Genomic DNA, 18,981 nt, shown 5'->3' on the forward strand with positions numbered 1-18,981 from the left:
TACGCTCGTCGTCATGACGGACACTCTCACCGACTTCGACGGGTTCCTGAGCACCCTGGACCTCGCGGACGCCGGCGACGACACCTTCCTCGGGCGGCATCCGGCGAAGGTGGCGGCCCGCACGTTCGGCGGCCAGATCCTGTCGCAGGCGATCGTCGCCTCGGGCAACACCGTTCCGGGATCGCGGGAGTCGCTGTTCCTGCACGCCGCGCACACGCATTTCATCAACGGCGGTGACGTGGCTCGGGACCTGGAGTTCAAGGTCACGCGGCTGCGGGACACGCGCAACGTCGCGAACCGGACGGTGTCCGTGGAGCAGGACGGCACCGTGCTGGCCCTCATGCAACTGGCGTACCAGACCGACGGCCGCAACCCCCTCGTGCACGGGGATCCGGCGCCCTCGGTGCCGGATCCCGAGGGGCTGCCGGACATCCAGGACACGCTCCGGGGGTACGAGGACGTCGTGACGATGTTCGTCGAGGCGCCGCAGCCGATGGACATGCGGTTCACGAACGACCCCGCGTGGATCGCCAAGGGCAAGGGACTGATCCAGGAGGACAACCGGGTCTGGATCCGCGCCGCCGGCGACCTGCCGGACGATCAGGTGATCCACGACGCGGCGCTGGCGTACGCCTCGGACACCACGATCCTCGACTCGATCATCACCCGGCACGGCCTGTCCTGGGGCTACGACCGGATCATGGCGGTCACCCTGAACCAGTCGCTCTGGTACCACCGGCGGGTCCGGTTCGACGAGTACAACCTGTACGCCTCGCATTCGACGGTGGCCGACGGCGGCCGGGGGATGTCGAACGGTCAGTTCTTCGACAGGTCCGGAGCCCTCGTGGCCAGCACGACCCAGGAGGGCGTGCTCAAGTACTTCCCGGCAAGGAGCGCGAAATGAGCACACCGGCCACGCAGGACCAGCCGATCCCGTCCGTGCCCGACGGGACGCCCGGCCGCGACTGGCGCGCCGAGCTCCCCGCGCCGCTGCCGCCCGGCGCGCAGCAGCCGTGGCGCAAGGGCGGCCCGGGCAAGCGCACCTGGGTCATCGTGATCACGGTCGCCGCGTGCGTGCTCATGGCCGTCGCCGCGATCGTCGCGGTGTCCGTGGGAACCTCGAAGACGGCCTTCGTCACGAAGGGTGTGGTGGTGCTCAATCCGACGCAGTTCCAGGCGGGCGAGACCGCGTGCACGGGCGCGGAGGGGGCGGCGAGCGTGCGGAAGGGCGCAAAGGTCACCTTCCGCAGCGGCTCCGGGGAGTTCGACGCCACCCTCGACGAGGGCGTCCTGCGCTCCGGGCGGTGCCAGTTCCCGTTCGAGGTGACGAGCCTGTCGGGTGACCCGAGCACCACCTACAACGTGACAATCGACGACGTCCAGGGCACCCCGGTGAGCGGCGAGGAGATCACCGCCGCCGGACCGCTGATCGTCTACGTCGCCCCGCGCGGCTGACCATTCCGGCCCCCGCAATGCAGGGCCGCGCACCCGCGACGCGGTTGGGCGCCCGGCAGATCACCGAGGCCGCGGCGCTCGCCGACGTGGCCGCCGCGCTGGTCCTGATCTCGCAGATCTTCCCCATGCTGATGGGGGTTGCGTTCGCGGCGTGCCTGCCGTTCGGCGTGATCGGGCTCCGGCACACCTTCCGCACCTGCGCGCTGGCACTGGTCGTCGGCGCGTCCATGGCGTTCCTGCTGGGCGGCACGGCGCCGGTGACGCTGACCATCGAGTCCGGCCTGGTGGGGTTGCTGCTGGGCGCGTCCATCCGGCGCGGCTGGTCCACTCGGCGTCTGGTGCTGAACGCGCTTCCGCTGCTGGCGATCCCGTCGTCGGCGTTCGCGGTGCTGCTGCTCATCGTGTTCCCCGGCTTCCGGGAGCTCATCTTCACGTTCACCGCCGCGACCGTGACGGGCTTCGCCCGTCTCCTGACCGGCATCCAGCTCGGATTCCTCGGGCGGGCGATGGTCGCCGTCTGGGACTTCGCCCTCCGGTGGTGGCCGATCACGGTGCCGCTGGTGCTGATCGTCGCGGTGCTGTCCGTCGTGTGGCTGGCCCGGGTCGCGTTCGGCGCGCTGCTGCGCCGCGCCGACGAGGTGCTGCCCCGGTCCACCGGTAGCCTCGCGGACCTCGTGCACGACGATGCCGCCCCCGCCGGCCCGGTGCCGCTCCGGCTGCGCGACGTCACCGTGCGCTACGGCGATAGGACGGCGCTCGACGTGCCCGAGTTCGCGGTCCGCGCGGGGGAGTTCGTCGCCGTCACGGGCCGCAACGGGACGGGTAAGTCGACGCTGACCCGCGTCCTCGCGGGAGCGGAACCGTCGACGGGGGTCGTCGACCGGCCGGGCGGTCCGGGCCTGGGCGAACCCGGCGGGACCGCGATCGTGTTCCAGCGTCCCGAATCCCAGGTGCTGGGGATCCGCGTCGCCGATGACGTGCGGTTCGGGCGTGCGCTCGCCCAGGACGCCGACGTGGGCGCCGTACTGGAGCGGGTGGGGCTGGGTGAGCTCGCGGACCGCGAGACCTCGACCCTCTCCGGGGGCCAGCTGCAGCGGCTCGCCGTCGCGGCCGCTCTCGCCCGGGAGCCGGCGTTGCTCATCAGCGACGAGGCGACCGCGATGCTCGACGGTGGCGGCCGGGCCGCCGCGCTCGACGTGATGCGCGGCGTGGCCGCGAACGGCACCGCGGTGGTGCACGTGACGCATCACGAGACCGAGGCCGCCGCGGCGGATCGCGAGGTGCGCCTCGGACCGCCGCGGCGCAGCGCCGGCGCCCTCGCCCCCGGGACGGGGAGCACGGCGGCGCCGTCGGAGCGCGGCCGGATCGAGCTGCACGGAGTGACCCTGATCCGGGACGCCGGAACCCCGTGGGACCGGCCGGTTCTCACCGACCTCGACCTCACCGTGCCCGGCGGCACGGCACTCGCCATCACCGGCGACAACGGGGCGGGGAAGTCCACCCTCGCGTGGGTGATCGCGGGACTCCTCACGCCCACGGCGGGCACCGTCACGGTCGACGGGGAACCGGTGGTCAACGGCCGCGGCCGCGTGGTCATCGGCGTGCAGCACTCCCGCCTGCAGGTACTGCGGGACACCGTCGAAGACGATGTGGAGGACGCCTCCGGCGCCGATGCCGCGGGCGTCCGCGCCGCCCTCGACCTGGTGGGGCTCGCGCCGGACGAGTTCGCGCACCGTCGGGCGGACGAACTCTCGGGCGGCGAGCAGCGGCGGGTCGTGCTCGCCGGGCTGCTGGCCTCGAAACCCCGCGTCCTGGTGCTCGACGAGCCGCTCGCAGGGCTCGACGACGAGGCGACCGTCCGGATGACGGAAGCACTGTCGGCCGCCAAGGCGGCCGGGACCACGCTGGTGATCGTCACCCACGATCTCGCGCCCCTCACGGGCGTGACCGACCGCGTGCTGGACGTGACGCAGTCCGGCGCACAGCCCGATCCGGGCCGGAAGCGCCCGGGTCGGCCGTCGTTCGGCGACGTGGTGGGGCGGCCGCTGCCGGACGCGGGCGCCGCCCGCCGGGTGTGGGTGGGCACCAAGCTGGCGGTCCTGGTCGCGATGGGCGTCGTGATGGGGGTCCGCACCGACTGGTGGAACATCGGTGCCTCCGCGCTGATCCTGTTCTGCTGGTTCCTGTTGGCCGGGGCGCCCTGGCGGGCCCTCCCGAAGATGCCGCGGATGTTCATCGTGTTCGGACTGATCAGCCTGGCGCTCACCGCGATCGGCGCGGGGGACACCATGGTGCATCCGTTCGGATTCGCGATCAGCCTCTCGGGCATCGACGTGATGCTCCGGTCCCTCGCGGCGCTCCTGGTGTCGCTGTTCGCGGCGTTGCTGTTCTGTTGGACCACGCCGCTCGGCGACGTGCCGGGATTCCTGCAGACCTGCCTGGACCGGCTGGGCACCGTAGGACGCCGCGGCGTCGCGTTCGCGTCCGCGCTGGCGCTGGCGATCCGGCTCGGTCCGCTCGCGATGGCGGAGGTCCGCACGATGTGGGGCCTAGCCCGGCAGCGCAGGCCGTTGCGCGGCAACGGCCGGCCGCGCGGGCTGACCATCGAGGCGATGCTGGAGCTGCTGCTCATCGCGACGGTCCAGTCCTGCCGGCGCGCCGCCGAGCTGGCCGACGCGATCACCTCACGCGGCGGCCTGGGCGCGGTGGCGCAGCCGGACCGGGGCCCCGGCAGGCTCGACGGTGCGGTGCTCACCGGGGTGATCGTGGTGCTGATCGCCGGGTACGCGCTCGGCGGCGTGTACCCGGGGATGGTGCCGTAGCCGGTGCCGAGCGCGGCGCACCCCGCCGCGACGTGGTGAACTGGTGCGGTGACCACCACCGTTCCCACCCGCCGGAGCTGGCAGCCCGCCGTGACGTACGGCCTCATCGCCGTGAACCTGATCGCCTTCGCGTTCAGCGCCAAGGCCTCCGGCAGCATCCAGGGCAACATGGCCGCTCTCGACGTGCAGAACCTGGCGCTGTCCGAGCGGAACACCGCGAACGGCTGGTGGTGGACGGCCGTGACTTCGGGATTCCTGCACTTCGGCCTGATCCACCTGCTGGTGAACATGTACTCGCTGTACATCCTCGGCAGCAGCGTGGAGCAGTTCCTGGGGCGCGCGCGGTACGGCGCGATCTACGCGGTGGCCCTGCTGGGCGGCAGCGCCTCCGTGTTGTGGTTCGGGCTGGAGAACACGATCACCGTGGGAGCCTCGGGCGCCATCTTCGGCCTGCTCGGCGCCGAACTGGTGCTGGTGCTGCGGATGAAGATGAACCCCACGTCGCTGCTCATCGTGATCGGCGCCAACGTGTTCATGTCGATCACCGTGCCGGGGATCTCCCTGCTGGGTCACCTGGGCGGCTTCGTGGCCGGCGCGGCGGTGGCGGCGGCGATGGTCTACGTGCCGGAGCTGATCCCGCAGGAGCAGCGGACCCGGAAGAAGATCGAGAGCGTCGGCTGGGCGTGCACCGCGCTCGTCGCGGCCGTGGTGATCGCCCTCGTCGCGGTCAGGTTCGCGACGTACCCCGACCCGCAGGTGTACCGGTACCGCTGACCGTCGCCGGCGTGGACTACGTGGACCGCGCGGGCGGCGTGCGGGATCCCGTCACCGTCCGTGCCGATTGAGCTCCCGCAGACGCGCGTTGTACGCGGCCAGTGCGGCCTCGTCGTCGTCGACGTCCCCGTCGGCGTCCTCCTCGTCGCCGACCAGCGTGCTGCGGCGCGCGGAGTCCAGCCACGTACCCATGCCGCCGCCGCGCTTGCCGGTGGCCTCCGCCGTGATCCATTGGAACGCGACCACGAGGAGCAGCAGCATCATCAGCCCGTCGCCGCCGAACCACATGATCGCGCCCGCGGCGTTCTGGTCCTCGAGCCCCGTCGGGCCCCAACCCCCGCGGGACAGGGCGTAACCGGGCGCGAGTTCGCTGGTGGTCATCATCAGCGTGACGCCGACCAGCGTGTCCGGGCCCATGGCGAGCAGGAACGAGGCGAACCGCAGCGGGTGAGAGAGCCGGGTGGGGCCGCACAGCTCATCGCCGACCAGGGGCAGCATGAAGATCCAGCCGGCCACGAGGTACCCGGTGTACTCGAGGTTCTTCAGCCACGGGTTCTCGATGGCCAGATCCTGGAATCCCGTGAGGTGCGTGCCGATCAGCACGAACGCGTACAGCGGTAGCCCGACGACCGGCGAGGTGCACACGCGCAGCACGGGGTTGGCGAGTACCGCGCGGACGCGGCGGTCGCCGGTCTCCCCGGTCGCGGTGGCGAGCAACCGGATCGGCTGGGCGAGGACCAGGAACAGCGGGACCACCGTGATGAGGATCAGGTGGACCACCATGTGGGCCCAGAACAGGTGCTTCGACAGCTCACCCATCACGGTGTTCACGGAGAACACGACGAGCAGCATCGCGACGAACCACGACACGGTGCGCAACACGGGCCAGGCCGAGCCCGCGTTGCGGGACCGGACGACGCCGAGCACGTACAGTCCTGTAGCGACGGCCATGACCGCCCAGACGACGGGGGTCGATACCCAGGTCTCGAGTACTGAAGGCGGTTCCGCCGCCACGGAAGAGGGATGCATCGAAGCCCGTTGTACCACCCCTGGCAAACTAATCCAACCGGCGTGTAACAAAGCAGGGTGGAGGATCGATGTAGAGACGAACGTCCATGTCAGCCAGTCCTCGGGCCCACCCCCGGGGCTAGATCTCACGGAGTAGCGATGCCGAAGGTTCCCGAGCCCACGCCCCAAGAGGTCCGCGACTTCCTCAGCCCGATCTCGCACTGGTCGCACCTCAAGGCCAACGCGGAGGAGCAGTACCGCAAGACCATCCTCGCCGCGTACGCGGCGCGTATCCCGATCGTGCACATCGCGCGCTACACGGGGACGTCGCCGCAGGCGGTGAAGAAGGTGATCGACCGCCAGAACGACAAGGCGGCCGACGGCGCACCTGCCTTCCCCAACACCCCGCGCACCGGCTACTACCGGGGGCAGCCGATGCCTCCGCGATCCGCCCGCGCGGTCTAGACCCGGCGGTCCCCTGAGGGCCCGGCCGTCAGGCCCGGTCCGAGGGGGTGCCCAGGGTGTCGATCACCAAGTGCGCCACCGTGCGCATGTCGGTGCGACGGTCCATCGCCGTGCGCTGAATCCAGCGGAAGGCCTCGGGTTCCGTCACCCTGTGCTTCTCCATGAGGAGGGCCTTGGCCCGGTCGACGAGCTTGCGCGTCTCGAGCTGCTCGGACAGGGACGTGACTTCGCGTTCGAGCGCGGCGAGCTCCGCGAACCGGCTGATGGCGATCTCGATCGCGGGAATCAGATCGGCCTTGGTGAACGGTTTCACCAGGTACGCCATCGCGCCCGCCTCGCGGGCCTTCTCGACGAACTCCCGCTGGCCGAACGCGGTCAGCATCACCACCGGCGCGATGCGCTCACGCGCGATGTCCTGCGCTGCGTCCAGCCCGTTCCGCACGGGCATCTTGACGTCCATGATCACCAGGTCGGGCTCCAGTTCGCGAGCCTGGTCGACGGCCACCTGGCCGTTCTCGGCCTCGCCGACCACGTCGTAGCCCTCCTCGCGGAGCATCTCCGCGAGGTCGAGCCGGATGATCGCCTCGTCCTCGGCGACGAGCACCCGGCGTGCGCGCTCGTTGTCGTTGGCCATCGCGGTTCCCTTCGCTGGTGTGAGCGTGGCTCAGGGTACCGGTCGGGGGTCGGGGCGCCGGTGCGCGCGGGGTAGCGTGACCGTATGAGCGTATTGAGTCTGACTCAGTTGCGTGAGCGCGCGGAAACGCTGTGGGACCTCACGCTGGGCGGCGGGATCCGGCCCGCGGAGCGCACGCCGCACGTCGTGGTGGCCGAAGGCGAGCATCGCACCCTGCGCCGGTTCACCGACGAGGCGGCGCGCGCGGCCGCGACAGTTCCCGGTGCGGCGCCGGTGCTGCTGATCCCGCCGATCGCGGCGCCCGCGACCTGCTACGACCTGTCGCCCGAGTACTCCGTGGTCAAGCACCTCGCCGACACCGGCCGGGTGCCCTACGTCGTGGACTTCGGGGAGATGGGCTACGCCGACCGGCACCTGGGGTTCGAGGACTTCGCCGTCGACATCATCCCGCAGGCCATCGCGCGGACCCTGGAGGACTTCTGGGGCGGCGAGGTGCCCGACGGTGCGCGGGTGGACCTGTTCGGCTGGAGCCTCGGCGGGGTGATGACGTTCCTCACCGCGGGGGCGTCCGCGCTGCCGATCCGCTCCATCGTCGCCGTCGCGTCGTCGCTGGACTACGCCGCGCAGCCGCCGTATCCGATCGTCCGGGCGCTCACCAAGCCGGTGGGCGGCTTCGGTCCGGCAGCGCTGATCGGGCTCATCGGCGGCGTCCCCGCCCCCGTGGTGCGGGTGGTCTACCGCGCCACGTCGTGGGACCGGGAGCTCAAGAAACCCAAGTTCGTCCTGGAGAACCTGGGGGACCGGGAGAAGCTCGCCCGCATGGAGGTGATCGACCGGTTCCAGCGCACGTTCCCGGGCTACCCGGGCCGGTTGGCCGGGCAGCTGTGGGAGCGGCTCGCGTACCGCGGCGAGCTCGGCGCCGGCGAGGTGCACCTGGGGGAGTACGTCTCGGACATGCGCTCGATCGACGTGCCCATCCAGCTGTTCGGCTCTCACCGGGACGCGTTGTGCGCGTGGGACACCGCGCACTACGGACTGGAGCTCTTCACCGGCTCGCCACGGGTCGAGTTCGCGACCGTCGAGTCCAGTCACCTCGGCCTGCTCGCGGGCCCCGACGCCGTCCGCGAGACCTGGCCGGTGATCGACGCGTTCCTCGCGTCCGTGGACGCCGAGGCGGGCGCGGCGAACTGACCGGGTAAACTTGCGCGGCTGGCACTCGCGACACCGATCGCGGGCCGGCCGGACGCCCCCGTAGCCCAATTGGCAGAGGCAACGGATTCAAAACCCGTCCAGTGTGAGTTCGAGTCTCACCGGGGGCACCACCACGCGTTGACCGCGCTGCAATACGCGTATCGACTACCGCCTTGCCCACGTTGATTCTCGTTGGCGAATAGTCGATTTCAGTACGGCGATAGCCTCGGGTTGGCTTTGTCATACCCGACGTGTCGGATGGTGGGTTCGGCGATTGCACAGGGTATGGTCAGCCTCGATCGGCTCCGTCGAGCAGCGAGCGGACCCTACACGCCAGAGGTCTGGGGGAATCTGTGCGCCGACATTGGTCCGGTCACCGGCTACCGAGGATTCCGGGCGGCACCAGGCTGGCTGGAGATCTCGAAATCCTGACGTCCCGCCCCGCCGCCGCGCGGGCGCTCAACTGGGTGCGCGACGAGCGGCCGGACATGGTGGAGATGCGGCTGGGGACCCGTCGCGTCACCCTGGTGCCCGGCGCGCGGCTGGCAGGCGAGCTCTGCGACCCGAAGCGGTTTACCAAGGCCCTCGCCCCGGGGATGGTGGAACTGCGGCAGTACGCGGGCGACGGGCTGTTCACCGCCTACTCCGACGAACCCAACTGGCAGCTCGCCCACGACATCCTCATGCCCGCGTTCAGCAAGCGCGCGATGATCGACTACCACGACATCATGGTCGGCGCCGTGGAGCAGCTGTGCGACCGGTGGCAGTCGTCCGACGGCCCCGTCGACGTCACGCACGACACGGCCAAGCTGACGCTGGAGACCATCGGTCGCGCGGCGTTCAGTTACGAGTTCGGTTCCTTCGACTCCGACGAGCGGCACCCCATGGTCGCGGCCCTACTGCGCGCCCTCTACACCTCGGGGCAGAAGACCAAGCTCGGTTCGGTGCCCGGCGGGCGTGTCCTCGGCCCTTGGTACGACCTGCGCAACCGCGAGCACCAGCGCTACGCCGATGACTTGCTCGACGAGCTAATCGGCCGGCGCGACGGGCTCGGCGCGGCGGAGGGCTGCGGCGACATCCTCGACCTCATGCTCAGCACCCGCCACCCGAGCACGGGGGAGTCGCTGTCGCAGCGCAACATCCGCTATCAGATCCTCACCTTCCTCGTCGCCGGATACGAGACCACCGCGAGCGCCATCTCGTTCGCCCTGTACTACCTCGCACAGCACCCCGACGTGCTGGAACGGGTGCGGGCCGAGATCGACGACGTGATCGGCGCCGACGCCGCGCCGACCTTCGACCAGGTGCCGCGCCTGCGCTACCTGCGCCGCGTCCTGGACGAGACGTTGCGGCTGTGGCCGGCGGCGCCGACGATGGCGCGAACGGCGGTGCGCGACACCGTCCTCACAGAGACGACGGCGCCCGGCGGCTACACGATGCGTCCCGGCGACGTGGCGGTCGTGGTCCTGCCGCTCACGCACCGCGACCCCGACGTGTGGGGCGAGGACGCCGACGTGTTCGATCCCGACCGCTGGCTGCCGGACCGGTCGAAGGGGCGGATGCCGCACGCGTACAAGCCCTTCGGCACCGGCGAGCGGGCGTGTATCGGCCGGCAGTTCGCGCTGCACGAGACGATGATCGCCCTGGCGCAGATCGTCCGCCGGTTCGATCTGGAGCCCGAGCCCGGCTACGAACTCGACATCACCACCAGGATGTCCCTGGCGCCCCGTCGATTCCGCCTCGACGTGGCGACTCGCGAGCGATCGCCGGTCGCCGCACGCTGAGCCGTCACGCCCGGGACCCGGAGCTCGCAGTGACCAGCCAGCACGCGGCCGGGTGCCGCACGTGCCCGTCGACGACGTGCTTGCGGACCTCCGCGCGCAGCTCGTCGAGCAGCGCGGCCCACCCGTCGGGGCCCAGAGCGGGCTCGAGGGTCGAGGCCATGGCCTGGCCCATGGGAGTGCCGAGCAGCATGGTCACCCGTTCGTCGACGCCGTCGTCTCCCTCGGCGCCGTAGACGAATTCGTAATCGAGCGGTTCGACGGTGACGTCGGCCCAGCCGGAATCGCCCAGCACGCCGCGCACTCGCTCGGGTTCGGCGAGCGACATCGGGCCCGGCGCACCGGGCGGGGGCATCGGCGGGAGCTCGGGCATTCGTGCCATGAGGACCGGTGCCCCCAGGGTGAAAGTGGGGTTCTCGGCAAGGGTGCGCCAGCACACGAACGCCAGGCGCGCACCGTCGGAGCAGGCGCGGCGGATGTTCGCGAACGCGCCGACGGGATCGTCGAAGAACATCACGCCGTGCCGGGACACCACCCGGTCGAACGGTGCGGTGGACAGCGACGCGAGGTCCTCCGTCTGCGCGTCGGCGAACAGGACGTCCGCCGCGGGGACTCGGGCCGCGGCGGCCTCGGTCATCGCGGCGGAGATGTCCACGCCCGTGGCCGAGGCTCCGGCATCGATCGCGGCGGCGAGGAGGGCGCCGGTGCCGCAGCCGACGTCGAGGACGCTGTCACCGGGGCCGATGCCGGCCACCGCCAGGATCGCGTCGGCGGCCGCTGAGCCGACGCGATCGAAGACCTGCTCGTGTTCGACCCAGCTGGGCGCGGTCTCCGCCCAGACCTGGCGCATCGCCTCGTTCACCATGTACTGACAGTACGGCTGCGGTGGCCCCGTGAACAGGCCTGCCCGCCACCGGAAATCCGGTGGCGGGCAGACGAAACGGGCATTCGCCCCCGTGAAGATCAGTACTTGCCGAAGGCAAGGGCCACGTCGTGGCCGCCGAAGCCGAAGGAGTTGTTCAGCGCGTACTTGTAGTCGCCCTTGCGGGCGGCGCCGTGCACCACGTCGAGTTCGATCTCCGGATCCTGGTTCTCCAGGTTCAGGGTGGGCGGGATGACGCCGTCGCGCAGCGACAGCACGGTGAGCGCGGCCTCGAGGGCGCCGACGGCACCGATCGAGTGGCCCAGGGCGCCCTTGGGCGCGTAGATCGCGGCGTCCGTGCCGACGACCGCGTTGATGGCCTTCGCCTCGGCCAGGTCGCCGATCGGGGTCGCGGTCGCGTGCGCGTTGATGTAGTCGATATCGCTGCGCTGCAGGCCGGCGGTCTCCATCGCGCGCTTCATGGCGCGGGCGGCGCCGCCGCCCTCCACATCGGGGGAGACCATGTGGTAGCCGTCCGAGGTGATGCCGGCGCCGAGCAGGCGGGCGAGGGGCTTCGCGCCGCGTGCGAGGGCGTGCTCCTCGGTCTCGATGATCATCAGGGTCTGGGCCTCGCCGAAGACGAAGCCGTCGCGGTCCTTGTCGAAGGGGCGCGAGGCGTGCTCGGGATCGTCGTTGCGGGTCGAGAGCGCGCGCATCATCGAGAACGGGGCGATGACGGGGCTGTCGATCCGGCCCTCGATGCCGCCGCAGACCGCGATGTCGGCGTCGCCGAGGACGATCTGGCGCCAGGCGTGTGCGATGGCCTCGTTGCCGGTGGAGCAGGCCGAGACCGGCGCGATTGCGCCGGCGCGAGCGCCGATCTCCAGGGCGGACACGGCGCAGGCGCCGTTGGGCATCGCCATCTGGACGGTGAACGGCGAGACCTTGCGCACGCCGTGGTCGCGGAGCGCGTCGACGGCCTCGACCATCGACTCGCCGCCGCCGAGGCCGGTGCCGACGACCGCGGCGAGGCGGGCCGGGTCCACGTCGGGACGGCCGGCGTTGTCCCAGAGCCGCTTGGTGATCACGTGGGCGGCCTGCTCGACGTAGGACATGCGGCGCTTCGAGACGTGCTGCTTGCTGATGTCGCCCGCGTACTTGCGGTCGGGGCGCTCGGGGACCTCCGAGGTGGGGTCCTCCAGGAGCTGGCCACCGAAGCGCACCGGCAGATCGGGGATCTGCACGCCGATGAAGTCACCCTTGAGGTCACGGATGCCGGACTTGCCCTCGAGAAGTCCGCTCCAGGTCGACTCGGTATCGGTGCCGATCGAGGTGGTCATCTCGATGGCGGTGACGACGACGCTGGGGAAATCTCCGCCGAGCGTGGTGAAACTCCGGATATCTGCCATGAGATCAATCAAACCCGATCGCCGCAATCGAACGGCTGTCCTCAGGTGAGAAGTTCACTGCCGTGTCTTGTGGGGTCCTCACGAACCGATCGGTTCTTGGACCGGTCGGTCCACGTCGCGGCGGTGCAGACGGCGGCGACGACGAAGCAGATCAGCGTGTACGGGAGGCTGCCGATCGGATCGCCCTCGGCGGTCATGCCGTCGCGGGCCGCCAGGTAGTCGGGGAGGGCCGCCGCCCACAGTCCGGCGAACACCACGAGGTACACCACGGCGTACAACTCGACCAGCGGGTTCCGCGGACCGAGCGCCGTGGGGTCCGCCCGTGCCGCCGACCACGAGCGCCAGATCGCCGCAGCCCCGACGGCCGCCATGACCGCCAGTTCGGCCGCGTAGACCACGCCGCGCACGGTGTCGCCGGCGAGGCCGATCACGGTGGCGGGCAGGGGCAGCACGAACGTCCCCACCGACGCGGCCAGCCCGATCACGACGGTCCGCCACACGATCTGCGGCCCGGTGAACACCGTGCCCCCGTCCACGTGCCTGCCGATCATGAACTGGACGCACAGCGCGAGGGACATCGGCCAGAGCGCGGCGAACACCACGACCGAGCCCATCGGCACCGAGGCGAACATGGGCTGGTTGATCGGATTGTCGAGCGCCCACTCCCACCAGCGCAGCTGCGGGCCGATGTGATCGAAGATCTCGTAGAACGCGTGATGCACCAGCCCCACGGCGCACGCGCCGGCCCAGATCCCGTAGCGGCGGAACACGCCGATCCTCCGGACCGTCTCGAACGCGATCGTGCCGAGCAGTGGATAGATCGCCACGATGTACAGCGGAAGCCGGCCCCACAGGAATTCGACCGTGAACAGGTTGTGCGCGAACATCGTGTCCACGTAGCCGTCGATCCCGAACGCCCCGGGGAAGTATAGAGGTGGCTCGATGACGAACAGGTACGCGGTGGCGCCGAACCAGATCGCGAGGTTCGTCGCGTCCCCGTGGCGCCGCCACCGTCGCACCGCGTAGACGAGCGCGAGAACCGAACCGAGCACGATGGTGAGCTCCAGGACCGGCAGCGTCCAGTTCTCCAGTGCGAACGGGCTGCGGAACTCGACGAGATCACCCGTGTCCGCGCACGAGAACCCCATGCGCCGGGCGAGGTCCGCGAAGGTAGGGGTGCAGAGATCCACGGCCTACACCGCCGCCGTCGACGCGTACCAGCGCGTGCAGTCCACGCCGGCGTCGTACCGGTCGAGCCACTCACCCGCGAGGACGGGCAGGTCCTCGTGCGCGGGATCGTGGCCCGGCGTCTGGCTGCGGATGATGCCCTTCATGGCCACCATCTGCTGGTCGCGGGGGAGCGTGTCGAACGCGCGGGGCATCGCGCCCTTGGTCAGGTGCGGGGCCAGCCCCACGAGGATCTTCTGCTTGAGCCGGTACCGCGCGAACATCGACAGCGCGTCCACCTGCCGATCTCGCAGCGGCACATGCTGGTTGAAGCCCGCGCAGGCGATGCGGATCACCTTGAGCACGTGCGCGAAGATCGACGGGGCCATTCGCATGCGGTACAGCTCGCTGCCCACCATCGCGTTGTAGATGATCAGGGCGGAGCTGCGGTGCTCGACCTCCTCCACGAAGTGCCACAGGAACATCGACGCCACGCGATCGTCGCCGGGGCGGAACAGGTTCTCCTCGTTGTCGAGCATCAGCTTGAATACGGGCGTGAAGGTGGCCTCCAGATCGGCCGTGTAGGCCATCCGGTACTCCTTCGACGTCGCCTCGGTGAGGAGGTCGAACTCGCCGATCACGGCGTCGAGGGTGTTCTCCAGGCCGGGGTACTGGGCGATGAGCGCCTGCACGTGCCGACGGTGCGCGGTGGAATGGTGCCCTTCCTGCTGCATGAACGCCGTCGCCTCCGCGGCCACCTCGGGGTCCGGGAAGTCCTTGCGCAGCTGCAGGATCAGCTTGACGATCATCTTCTCGAAGCCCACGGCGAGGAACGAGACGGCGTTCATCATCGACGAGAACGCGGGGTTGTCCGGGTTCCACACGAAGGGCACGGGTGCCTCGTCGAAATGGAAGTCCATCTTGCGGGGGTGCAGATCCGTCATGACGCTCACCATACATATAGAACAGGTTCTGTATGGTTCTAATGGGAGAAGCGGTAACCTGGGGCGATGGCACGCAGGGGATGGGGCGGATCGCCGCCGGACACCGACGAGGAGGCGGCGGGGCGCATCGTGGCGGCTGCGGTCGACCTGATCGGCGAGCGCGGGACCACCTCCATCGCCGAGGTCGCCGACGCGCTCGGCGTCATCCGGCAGACGGTCTACCGCTACTTCCCGACGGTCGACGCGCTGCTGCAGGCGGCCGCCGTGCAATCCGTCGGAGGATTCCTGGACCGGCTGGCCGCCCACGTGGCCGGGATCGGTGACCCGGCGCGTGCCGTCGTCGAGGGCATCGTCTTCACCCTCGACAACGTGCCCCGCGCCCCGCATCTGCGACTGATGCTCTCCGGCGCGCACTCGCACACCGAAGCCATCGCCTCCGAGCAGGCGATGGCGTTCGGAATGACCATGATCGGCCGGTTCGACGTGGACTGGGCCGCGTACGGCTACGACGAGGACCGGCTGCGCGAGCTCGTCGAGTTCCAACTGCGCGTCATGCAGTCCTTCTTCATCTCCCCGGGAGACCCATCCCGTACCCCCGACGAGCTGCGGGGATACCTCGAACGCTGGGTCGCGCCCGCCGTCGCGGCGGTCGCGCTCGCCTGATGCAACCCCGGTGCAACTCTTGACTCGTAGTGTTCCGGGTCACACCGGCACGACTCGCCGGTGAAACACGCCGATACCGGCCCGCAACGCGCGGGTGGTCGGATCGACCGTGACCAGGAAGGCACAGATGAGCAACGAGCGAGCGGCCGGGCCGCTGCACCACGACGGCGTCGACGCGACCATCGAATCGGACGACTACCTCGCCAAACGGACCCTCCGCTCCGGGTCGGCGGGCTGGGTCCTGCTTGCCGGGCTCGGCGTGAGCTACGTGATCTCCGGCGACTACGCGGGGTGGAACAACGGTCTCGCCGAGGGCGGATGGGGAGGCCTCGCGATCGCCGCCGTCCTCATCGCCGGCATGTACCTCGCGATGGTCCTGGGGATGGCCGAGATGTCCTCGGCGCTGCCCGCCGCGGGCGGCGGTTACACCTTCGCCCGCCGCGCGCTCGGCCCCTGGGGCGGGTACGCCACCGGGATCGCGATCCTCATCGAGTACTCCATCGCGCCCGCCGCGATCGCCACCTTCATCGGCTCCTACGTCGAATCGCTGAACCTGTTCGGCATCAAGGACGGGTGGTGGGTCTACCTCGCGGTGTACGCGCTGTTCATAGGCATCCACCTGACCGGCGCCGGTGAGGCGCTCAAGGCGATGTTCGTGATCACCGCGATCGCGCTCATCGGCCTCGTGATCTTCGCCGTCGCGGCGATCGGCGAGTTCGACATGAGCAACCTGACCGACATCGCCGCGACCGATGCGGCGGGCGCCTCCAGTTGGTTGCCGCACGGGTACCTCGGGATCTGGGCCGCCGTGCCGTTCGCCATCTGGTTCTTCCTCGCCGTCGAGGGCGTGCCCCTCGCGGCGGAGGAGGCGCGCGAGCCCGAGAAGAACGTCCCCCGCGGGATCATCGTCGCCATGGGCCTGCTCATGGTCACCGGTGCGACGGTGCTGATCCTCGCGCCCGGCGCGATCGGCTCGGCGGCGCTCGCCGATTCCGGCAACCCGCTGGTGGAGGCGCTCGGCACCGGTGGAGCGGCCAAGGCGGTCAACTACATCGGCCTCGCCGGCCTGGTGGCCAGCTTCTTCTCGATCATGTACGCGTACTCGCGGCAGACCTTCGCGCTGTCCCGGGCCGGGTACCTCCCCAAGAGCCTGTCGGTCACCAACGCTCGCAAGGCCCCCGTGCTCGCGCTGATCGTGCCCGGCGTGATCGGCTTCGCCCTGTCGCTCACCGGCGAGGGCGCGACGCTGCTCAACATGGCCGTGTTCGGGGCCGCGGTGAGCTACGTGCTGATGATGGTCAGCCACATCGTGCTGCGCCGCCGCGAGCCCGACATGCCGCGCCCGTACCGCACACCCGGCGGCATCGTCACCACCTCGTTCGCGCTCGTGATCGCCTGCGCCGCCGTGGTGGCGACGTTCCTCGTGGACCCGGAGGCCGCGGGCCTGACCCTGGCCGCGTTCGCCGCCTTCCTCGTGTACTTCGGCGTCTACAGTCGACATCACCTGGTGGCGAACTCGCCCGATGAGGAGTTCGCCGCGCTGGCCGACGCCGAACGGGAGCTGACGTGATCCGTACCCAATCCGTCCGCGGGGTGACCCACACCTTCGCCTCGATGGCAGACCTCCTGGCGAAGGCCAGCCCGCTGCGCTCGGGCGACGAGCTGGCCGGGTGCGCGGCCGGATCCGACGCGGAGCGCGCCGCCGCCCAGTGGGCGCTCGCCGAGGTGCCGCTCACGGCGCTGCTGGAGGAGCTCGTGGTGCCGTACGAGTCGGACGAGGTCACCAGGCTCATCATCGACACGCATGATCGGCAGGCGTTCGCCGCGATCGCCCACCTCACCGTGGGTGACCTCCGAGACCTGTTGCTGCGCACCGTCGTCGCCGAGAACGCCGCGGAGCGGCTGGCCGCCCTCGCGCCCGCGCTCACGCCGGAGACGGTCGCGGCCGTCAGCAAACTGATGCGGAACCAGGACCTCATCGCCGTCGCCCGGGCGGCGACGGTGACCGCCGGCTTCCGCACCACGATCGGTCAGCCGGGCACCCTTGCCACCCGCCTGCAACCGAACCATCCCACCGACGATCCTCGCGGCATCGCGGCCGCCACCCTGGACGGACTGCTGCTCGGCTGCGGCGACGCCGTGATCGGCATCAACCCCGCGACGGACTCGCCGCACGCCACGTCGGATCTGCTGCACCTGCTCGACGACGTGCGCACCCGGTTCGACATCCCCACGCAGTCCTGCGTGCTCAGCCACGTCACCACCACGCTCGGCCTCATCGAACAGGGCGCGCCGGTGGACCTGGTGTTCCAGTCCATCGCCGGCACCGAGGGCGCCAACTCCGCGTTCGGCGTGAGCATCGCGCTCCTCGAGGAGGCGAACGCCGCGGCGCGCGAGCTGGGGCGCGGCATCGTCGGGAACAACGTCATGTACCTGGAGACCGGGCAGGGCTCAGCGCTGTCGTCCGGCACGCACCTGGGCACCGACGGTGCGCCGGTCGACCAGCAGACCCTGGAGGCGCGGGCCTACGCGGTGGCCCGGCACCTGGAGCCGCTGCTGGTGAACACCGTGGTCGGATTCATCGGGCCGGAGTACCTCTACGACGGCAAGCAGATCACCCGCGCCGGCCTCGAGGACCACTTCTGCGGCAAGCTGCTGGGCCTGCCGATGGGCGTGGACGTCTGCTACACCAACCACGCCGAGGCCGACCAGGACGACATGGACGACCTCCTCACCCTGCTCGCCGTGGCCGGGGTGGCCTTCGTGATCACCGTGCCCGGCGCCGACGACGTGATGCTCGGCTACCAGTCGCTCGCGTTCCACGACGCGCTGTACGCGCGCCGCACGCTCGGACTGCGGCCCGCCCCGGAGTTCGAGGAGTGGCTCGCCCGGCAGGGCATGACCGACGAGCGGGGCGGCCTGCGCGACGTGGCGGTCGAGGCGTCACCCCTGCGGGAACTGACGACGGGCGTGGCCCGATGAGCGCCCCCGACCGCTCCGACGGCCACGAACGCCGGCCCGCCGACGATGACTTCTGGGACGCCCTGCGCTCCACGACCCAGTCGCGGATCGGGTTGGGCCGCACCGGAGACGCGCTGCCCACCCGCCGGGTGCTGGAGTTCGCCGCCGCGCACGCCACCGCCCGGGACGCCGTGCATCAGCCGCTGGACACGGCCGCCCTCGCGGAGCAGCTGGGGGAGAACGGGTTCCGCGACGTCGCCGCGATCACCAGCCGCGCGGCCGACCGCGGCGAGTACCTGCGCCGCCCCGACCTGGGTCGTGCGCCCGCGGATCTCGGGTCGGTCCCGCGCGTCGAGGCCGATGTCGCCCTGGTGCTCGCCGACGGCCTCTCGCCGCGCGCGCTCGCCGATCACGGTGTCGCGCTCGCGGCCGCGATCCGCGATGCGCTGCCGCCCGACGTGGTCCTCGCGCCGCCGGTGATCGCGACGCAGGCGCGGGTGGCGCTGGGGGACCACGTCGCCCGCGCGCTGGGAGTGCGCACCCTGCTGGTGCTGATCGGGGAGCGTCCGGGGCTGTCCGTCGCGGACAGCCTGGGCATCTACCTCACGCACCGCGCCGACCCGGAGGACTTCGGCGCAGGGGTCACCGACGCGCACCGCAACTGCATCTCCAACATCCATCCGCCCGAAGGGCTGGGATACGCGGACGCCGCGCGGATCGCGGCCGGCCTCGTGGTGGGCGCGCGCCGGCTCGGCCGGTCCGGCGTCGACCTCAAGGACACCTCGCGCGGTGCGATCGCACAGGCCGACGACCTGCGCGGACTCGCCGCTGAATGACCGGCCACG

Annotated in this window: 17 protein-coding genes and 1 tRNA gene; 12 read left to right on the top strand and 6 right to left on the bottom strand. The window is 70.7% G+C overall.

What is annotated here, in order from left to right:
* Positions 1–13: 13 nt before the first annotated feature.
* From BN39_RS20980 to BN39_RS20995, 4 genes are read left to right on the top strand one after another with little or no spacing between them, the layout of a single operon-like run.
* Positions 14–904, top strand: coding sequence for an acyl-CoA thioesterase II (locus tag BN39_RS20980; protein WP_019204416.1), 891 nt, complete (start codon positions 14–16; stop codon positions 902–904).
* Complete coding sequence (locus tag BN39_RS20985; protein WP_019204417.1) at positions 901–1,455, top strand: hypothetical protein; 555 nt, start codon at positions 901–903, stop codon at positions 1,453–1,455. The genes BN39_RS20980 and BN39_RS20985 overlap by 4 nt, the downstream gene beginning before the upstream one ends.
* Before the next feature lie 17 nt (positions 1,456–1,472).
* Positions 1,473–4,277, top strand: a complete 2,805-nt coding sequence (locus BN39_RS20990; RefSeq protein ID WP_019204418.1) for an ATP-binding cassette domain-containing protein — start codon at positions 1,473–1,475, stop codon at positions 4,275–4,277.
* 48 nt (positions 4,278–4,325) lie between these two features.
* Complete coding sequence (locus BN39_RS20995; protein ID WP_019204419.1) at positions 4,326–5,051, top strand: rhomboid family intramembrane serine protease; 726 nt, start codon at positions 4,326–4,328, stop codon at positions 5,049–5,051.
* Between the two features lie 51 nt (positions 5,052–5,102).
* On the opposite strand, the gene BN39_RS21000 is transcribed toward BN39_RS20995, so the two are convergent.
* Positions 5,103–6,002 carry a cytochrome c oxidase assembly protein gene (locus BN39_RS21000; protein WP_019204420.1) on the bottom strand — a complete coding sequence of 300 codons (900 nt, stop codon included), beginning with the start codon at positions 6,000–6,002 and terminating at the stop codon, positions 5,103–5,105.
* A gap of 216 nt (positions 6,003–6,218) precedes the next feature.
* Here BN39_RS21000 and BN39_RS21005 point away from each other — a divergent pair, with 216 nt between their 5' ends.
* Positions 6,219–6,524, top strand: a complete 306-nt coding sequence (locus tag BN39_RS21005; RefSeq protein WP_019204421.1) for a helix-turn-helix domain-containing protein — start codon at positions 6,219–6,221, stop codon at positions 6,522–6,524.
* Between the two features lie 28 nt (positions 6,525–6,552).
* Here BN39_RS21005 and BN39_RS21010 read toward each other — a convergent pair whose 3' ends face one another.
* The gene (locus tag BN39_RS21010; protein ID WP_019204422.1) at positions 6,553–7,158 is read right to left on the bottom strand and encodes an ANTAR domain-containing response regulator; all 606 of its coding nucleotides are present in this window, start codon (positions 7,156–7,158) and stop codon (positions 6,553–6,555) included.
* Between the two features lie 84 nt (positions 7,159–7,242).
* On the opposite strand from BN39_RS21010, the gene BN39_RS21015 reads away from it, so the two are divergent.
* From BN39_RS21015 to BN39_RS21025, 3 genes are all read left to right on the top strand, one after another.
* Positions 7,243–8,349, top strand: a complete 1,107-nt coding sequence (locus BN39_RS21015; RefSeq protein WP_051159086.1) for an alpha/beta hydrolase — start codon at positions 7,243–7,245, stop codon at positions 8,347–8,349.
* A gap of 54 nt (positions 8,350–8,403) precedes the next feature.
* Positions 8,404–8,480: transfer RNA gene (locus BN39_RS21020), tRNA-Leu, on the top strand.
* Between the two features lie 222 nt (positions 8,481–8,702).
* Positions 8,703–10,133, top strand: coding sequence for a cytochrome P450 (locus BN39_RS21025; RefSeq protein WP_040768794.1), 1,431 nt, complete (start codon positions 8,703–8,705; stop codon positions 10,131–10,133).
* Between the two features lie 4 nt (positions 10,134–10,137).
* Here the strand turns inward: BN39_RS21025 and BN39_RS21030 are convergent, their stop codons facing one another.
* From BN39_RS21030 to BN39_RS21045, 4 genes are all read right to left on the bottom strand, one after another.
* A complete protein-coding gene (locus BN39_RS21030) occupies positions 10,138–10,995 on the bottom strand; it encodes a class I SAM-dependent methyltransferase (RefSeq protein ID WP_019204425.1) in 858 nt (285 codons plus the stop codon).
* 98 nt (positions 10,996–11,093) lie between these two features.
* Positions 11,094–12,401, bottom strand: a complete 1,308-nt coding sequence (locus tag BN39_RS21035; RefSeq protein WP_019204426.1) for a KasA/KasB family beta-ketoacyl-ACP synthase — start codon at positions 12,399–12,401, stop codon at positions 11,094–11,096.
* Between the two features lie 41 nt (positions 12,402–12,442).
* Positions 12,443–13,549 (bottom strand): hypothetical protein, encoded by a 1,107-nt coding sequence (locus BN39_RS21040; protein ID WP_051159099.1) that lies wholly within the window; start codon positions 13,547–13,549, stop codon positions 12,443–12,445.
* 45 nt (positions 13,550–13,594) lie between these two features.
* On the bottom strand, positions 13,595–14,512 hold the full coding sequence (locus BN39_RS21045; protein ID WP_019204428.1) for a metal-dependent hydrolase: 918 nt from the start codon (positions 14,510–14,512) through the stop codon (positions 13,595–13,597).
* A 66-nt stretch (positions 14,513–14,578) separates the two neighbouring features.
* Between BN39_RS21045 and BN39_RS21050 the strand changes: the two genes are divergently transcribed.
* The 4 genes from BN39_RS21050 (at position 14,579) to eutC (ending at position 18,972) form a co-directional block, all read left to right on the top strand.
* Entirely contained in the window at positions 14,579–15,175 is a 597-nt protein-coding gene (locus BN39_RS21050) for a TetR/AcrR family transcriptional regulator (RefSeq protein ID WP_019204429.1), read from the top strand.
* Positions 15,176–15,302: 127 nt separating this feature from the next.
* Complete coding sequence (eat, locus tag BN39_RS21055) at positions 15,303–16,745, top strand: ethanolamine permease (protein ID WP_040769055.1); 1,443 nt, start codon at positions 15,303–15,305, stop codon at positions 16,743–16,745.
* The gene (locus BN39_RS21060) at positions 16,742–18,157 is read left to right on the top strand and encodes an ethanolamine ammonia-lyase subunit EutB (RefSeq protein WP_019204431.1); all 1,416 of its coding nucleotides are present in this window, start codon (positions 16,742–16,744) and stop codon (positions 18,155–18,157) included. Before eat ends, BN39_RS21060 begins: the two co-directional genes overlap by 4 nt.
* On the top strand, positions 18,154–18,972 hold the full coding sequence (eutC, locus tag BN39_RS21065; protein ID WP_019204432.1) for an ethanolamine ammonia-lyase subunit EutC: 819 nt from the start codon (positions 18,154–18,156) through the stop codon (positions 18,970–18,972). Before BN39_RS21060 ends, eutC begins: the two co-directional genes overlap by 4 nt.
* Positions 18,973–18,981: the final 9 nt, after the last annotated feature.

Origin of the sequence: Tsukamurella sp. 1534 (assembly GCF_000312385.1) — a bacterium.
In the GTDB taxonomy this organism is placed as follows: domain Bacteria; phylum Actinomycetota; class Actinomycetes; order Mycobacteriales; family Mycobacteriaceae; genus Tsukamurella.

Excerpts from the sequence above, each read along its gene's own strand:
- eat (WP_040769055.1), top strand. The coding sequence starts at position 15,303 with ATGAGCAACGAGCGAGCGGCCGGGCCGCTGCACCACGACGGCGTCGAC.
- BN39_RS20990 (WP_019204418.1), top strand. The coding sequence starts at position 1,473 with ATGCAGGGCCGCGCACCCGCGACGCGGTTGGGCGCCCGGCAGATCACC.
- BN39_RS21000 (WP_019204420.1), bottom strand. The coding sequence starts at position 6,002 with ATGGCCGTCGCTACAGGACTGTACGTGCTCGGCGTCGTCCGGTCCCGC.
- BN39_RS20980 (WP_019204416.1), top strand. The coding sequence starts at position 14 with ATGACGGACACTCTCACCGACTTCGACGGGTTCCTGAGCACCCTGGAC.
- BN39_RS21045 (WP_019204428.1), bottom strand. The coding sequence starts at position 14,512 with ATGACGGATCTGCACCCCCGCAAGATGGACTTCCATTTCGACGAGGCA.
- BN39_RS21015 (WP_051159086.1), top strand. The coding sequence starts at position 7,243 with ATGAGCGTATTGAGTCTGACTCAGTTGCGTGAGCGCGCGGAAACGCTG.
- BN39_RS21005 (WP_019204421.1), top strand. The coding sequence starts at position 6,219 with ATGCCGAAGGTTCCCGAGCCCACGCCCCAAGAGGTCCGCGACTTCCTC.
- BN39_RS21035 (WP_019204426.1), bottom strand. The coding sequence starts at position 12,401 with ATGGCAGATATCCGGAGTTTCACCACGCTCGGCGGAGATTTCCCCAGC.
- BN39_RS21010 (WP_019204422.1), bottom strand. The coding sequence starts at position 7,158 with ATGGCCAACGACAACGAGCGCGCACGCCGGGTGCTCGTCGCCGAGGAC.
- BN39_RS21050 (WP_019204429.1), top strand. The coding sequence starts at position 14,579 with ATGGCACGCAGGGGATGGGGCGGATCGCCGCCGGACACCGACGAGGAG.
- BN39_RS21040 (WP_051159099.1), bottom strand. The coding sequence starts at position 13,549 with ATGGGGTTCTCGTGCGCGGACACGGGTGATCTCGTCGAGTTCCGCAGC.
- BN39_RS20985 (WP_019204417.1), top strand. The coding sequence starts at position 901 with ATGAGCACACCGGCCACGCAGGACCAGCCGATCCCGTCCGTGCCCGAC.
- BN39_RS21030 (WP_019204425.1), bottom strand. The coding sequence starts at position 10,995 with ATGGTGAACGAGGCGATGCGCCAGGTCTGGGCGGAGACCGCGCCCAGC.
- eutC (WP_019204432.1), top strand. The coding sequence starts at position 18,154 with ATGAGCGCCCCCGACCGCTCCGACGGCCACGAACGCCGGCCCGCCGAC.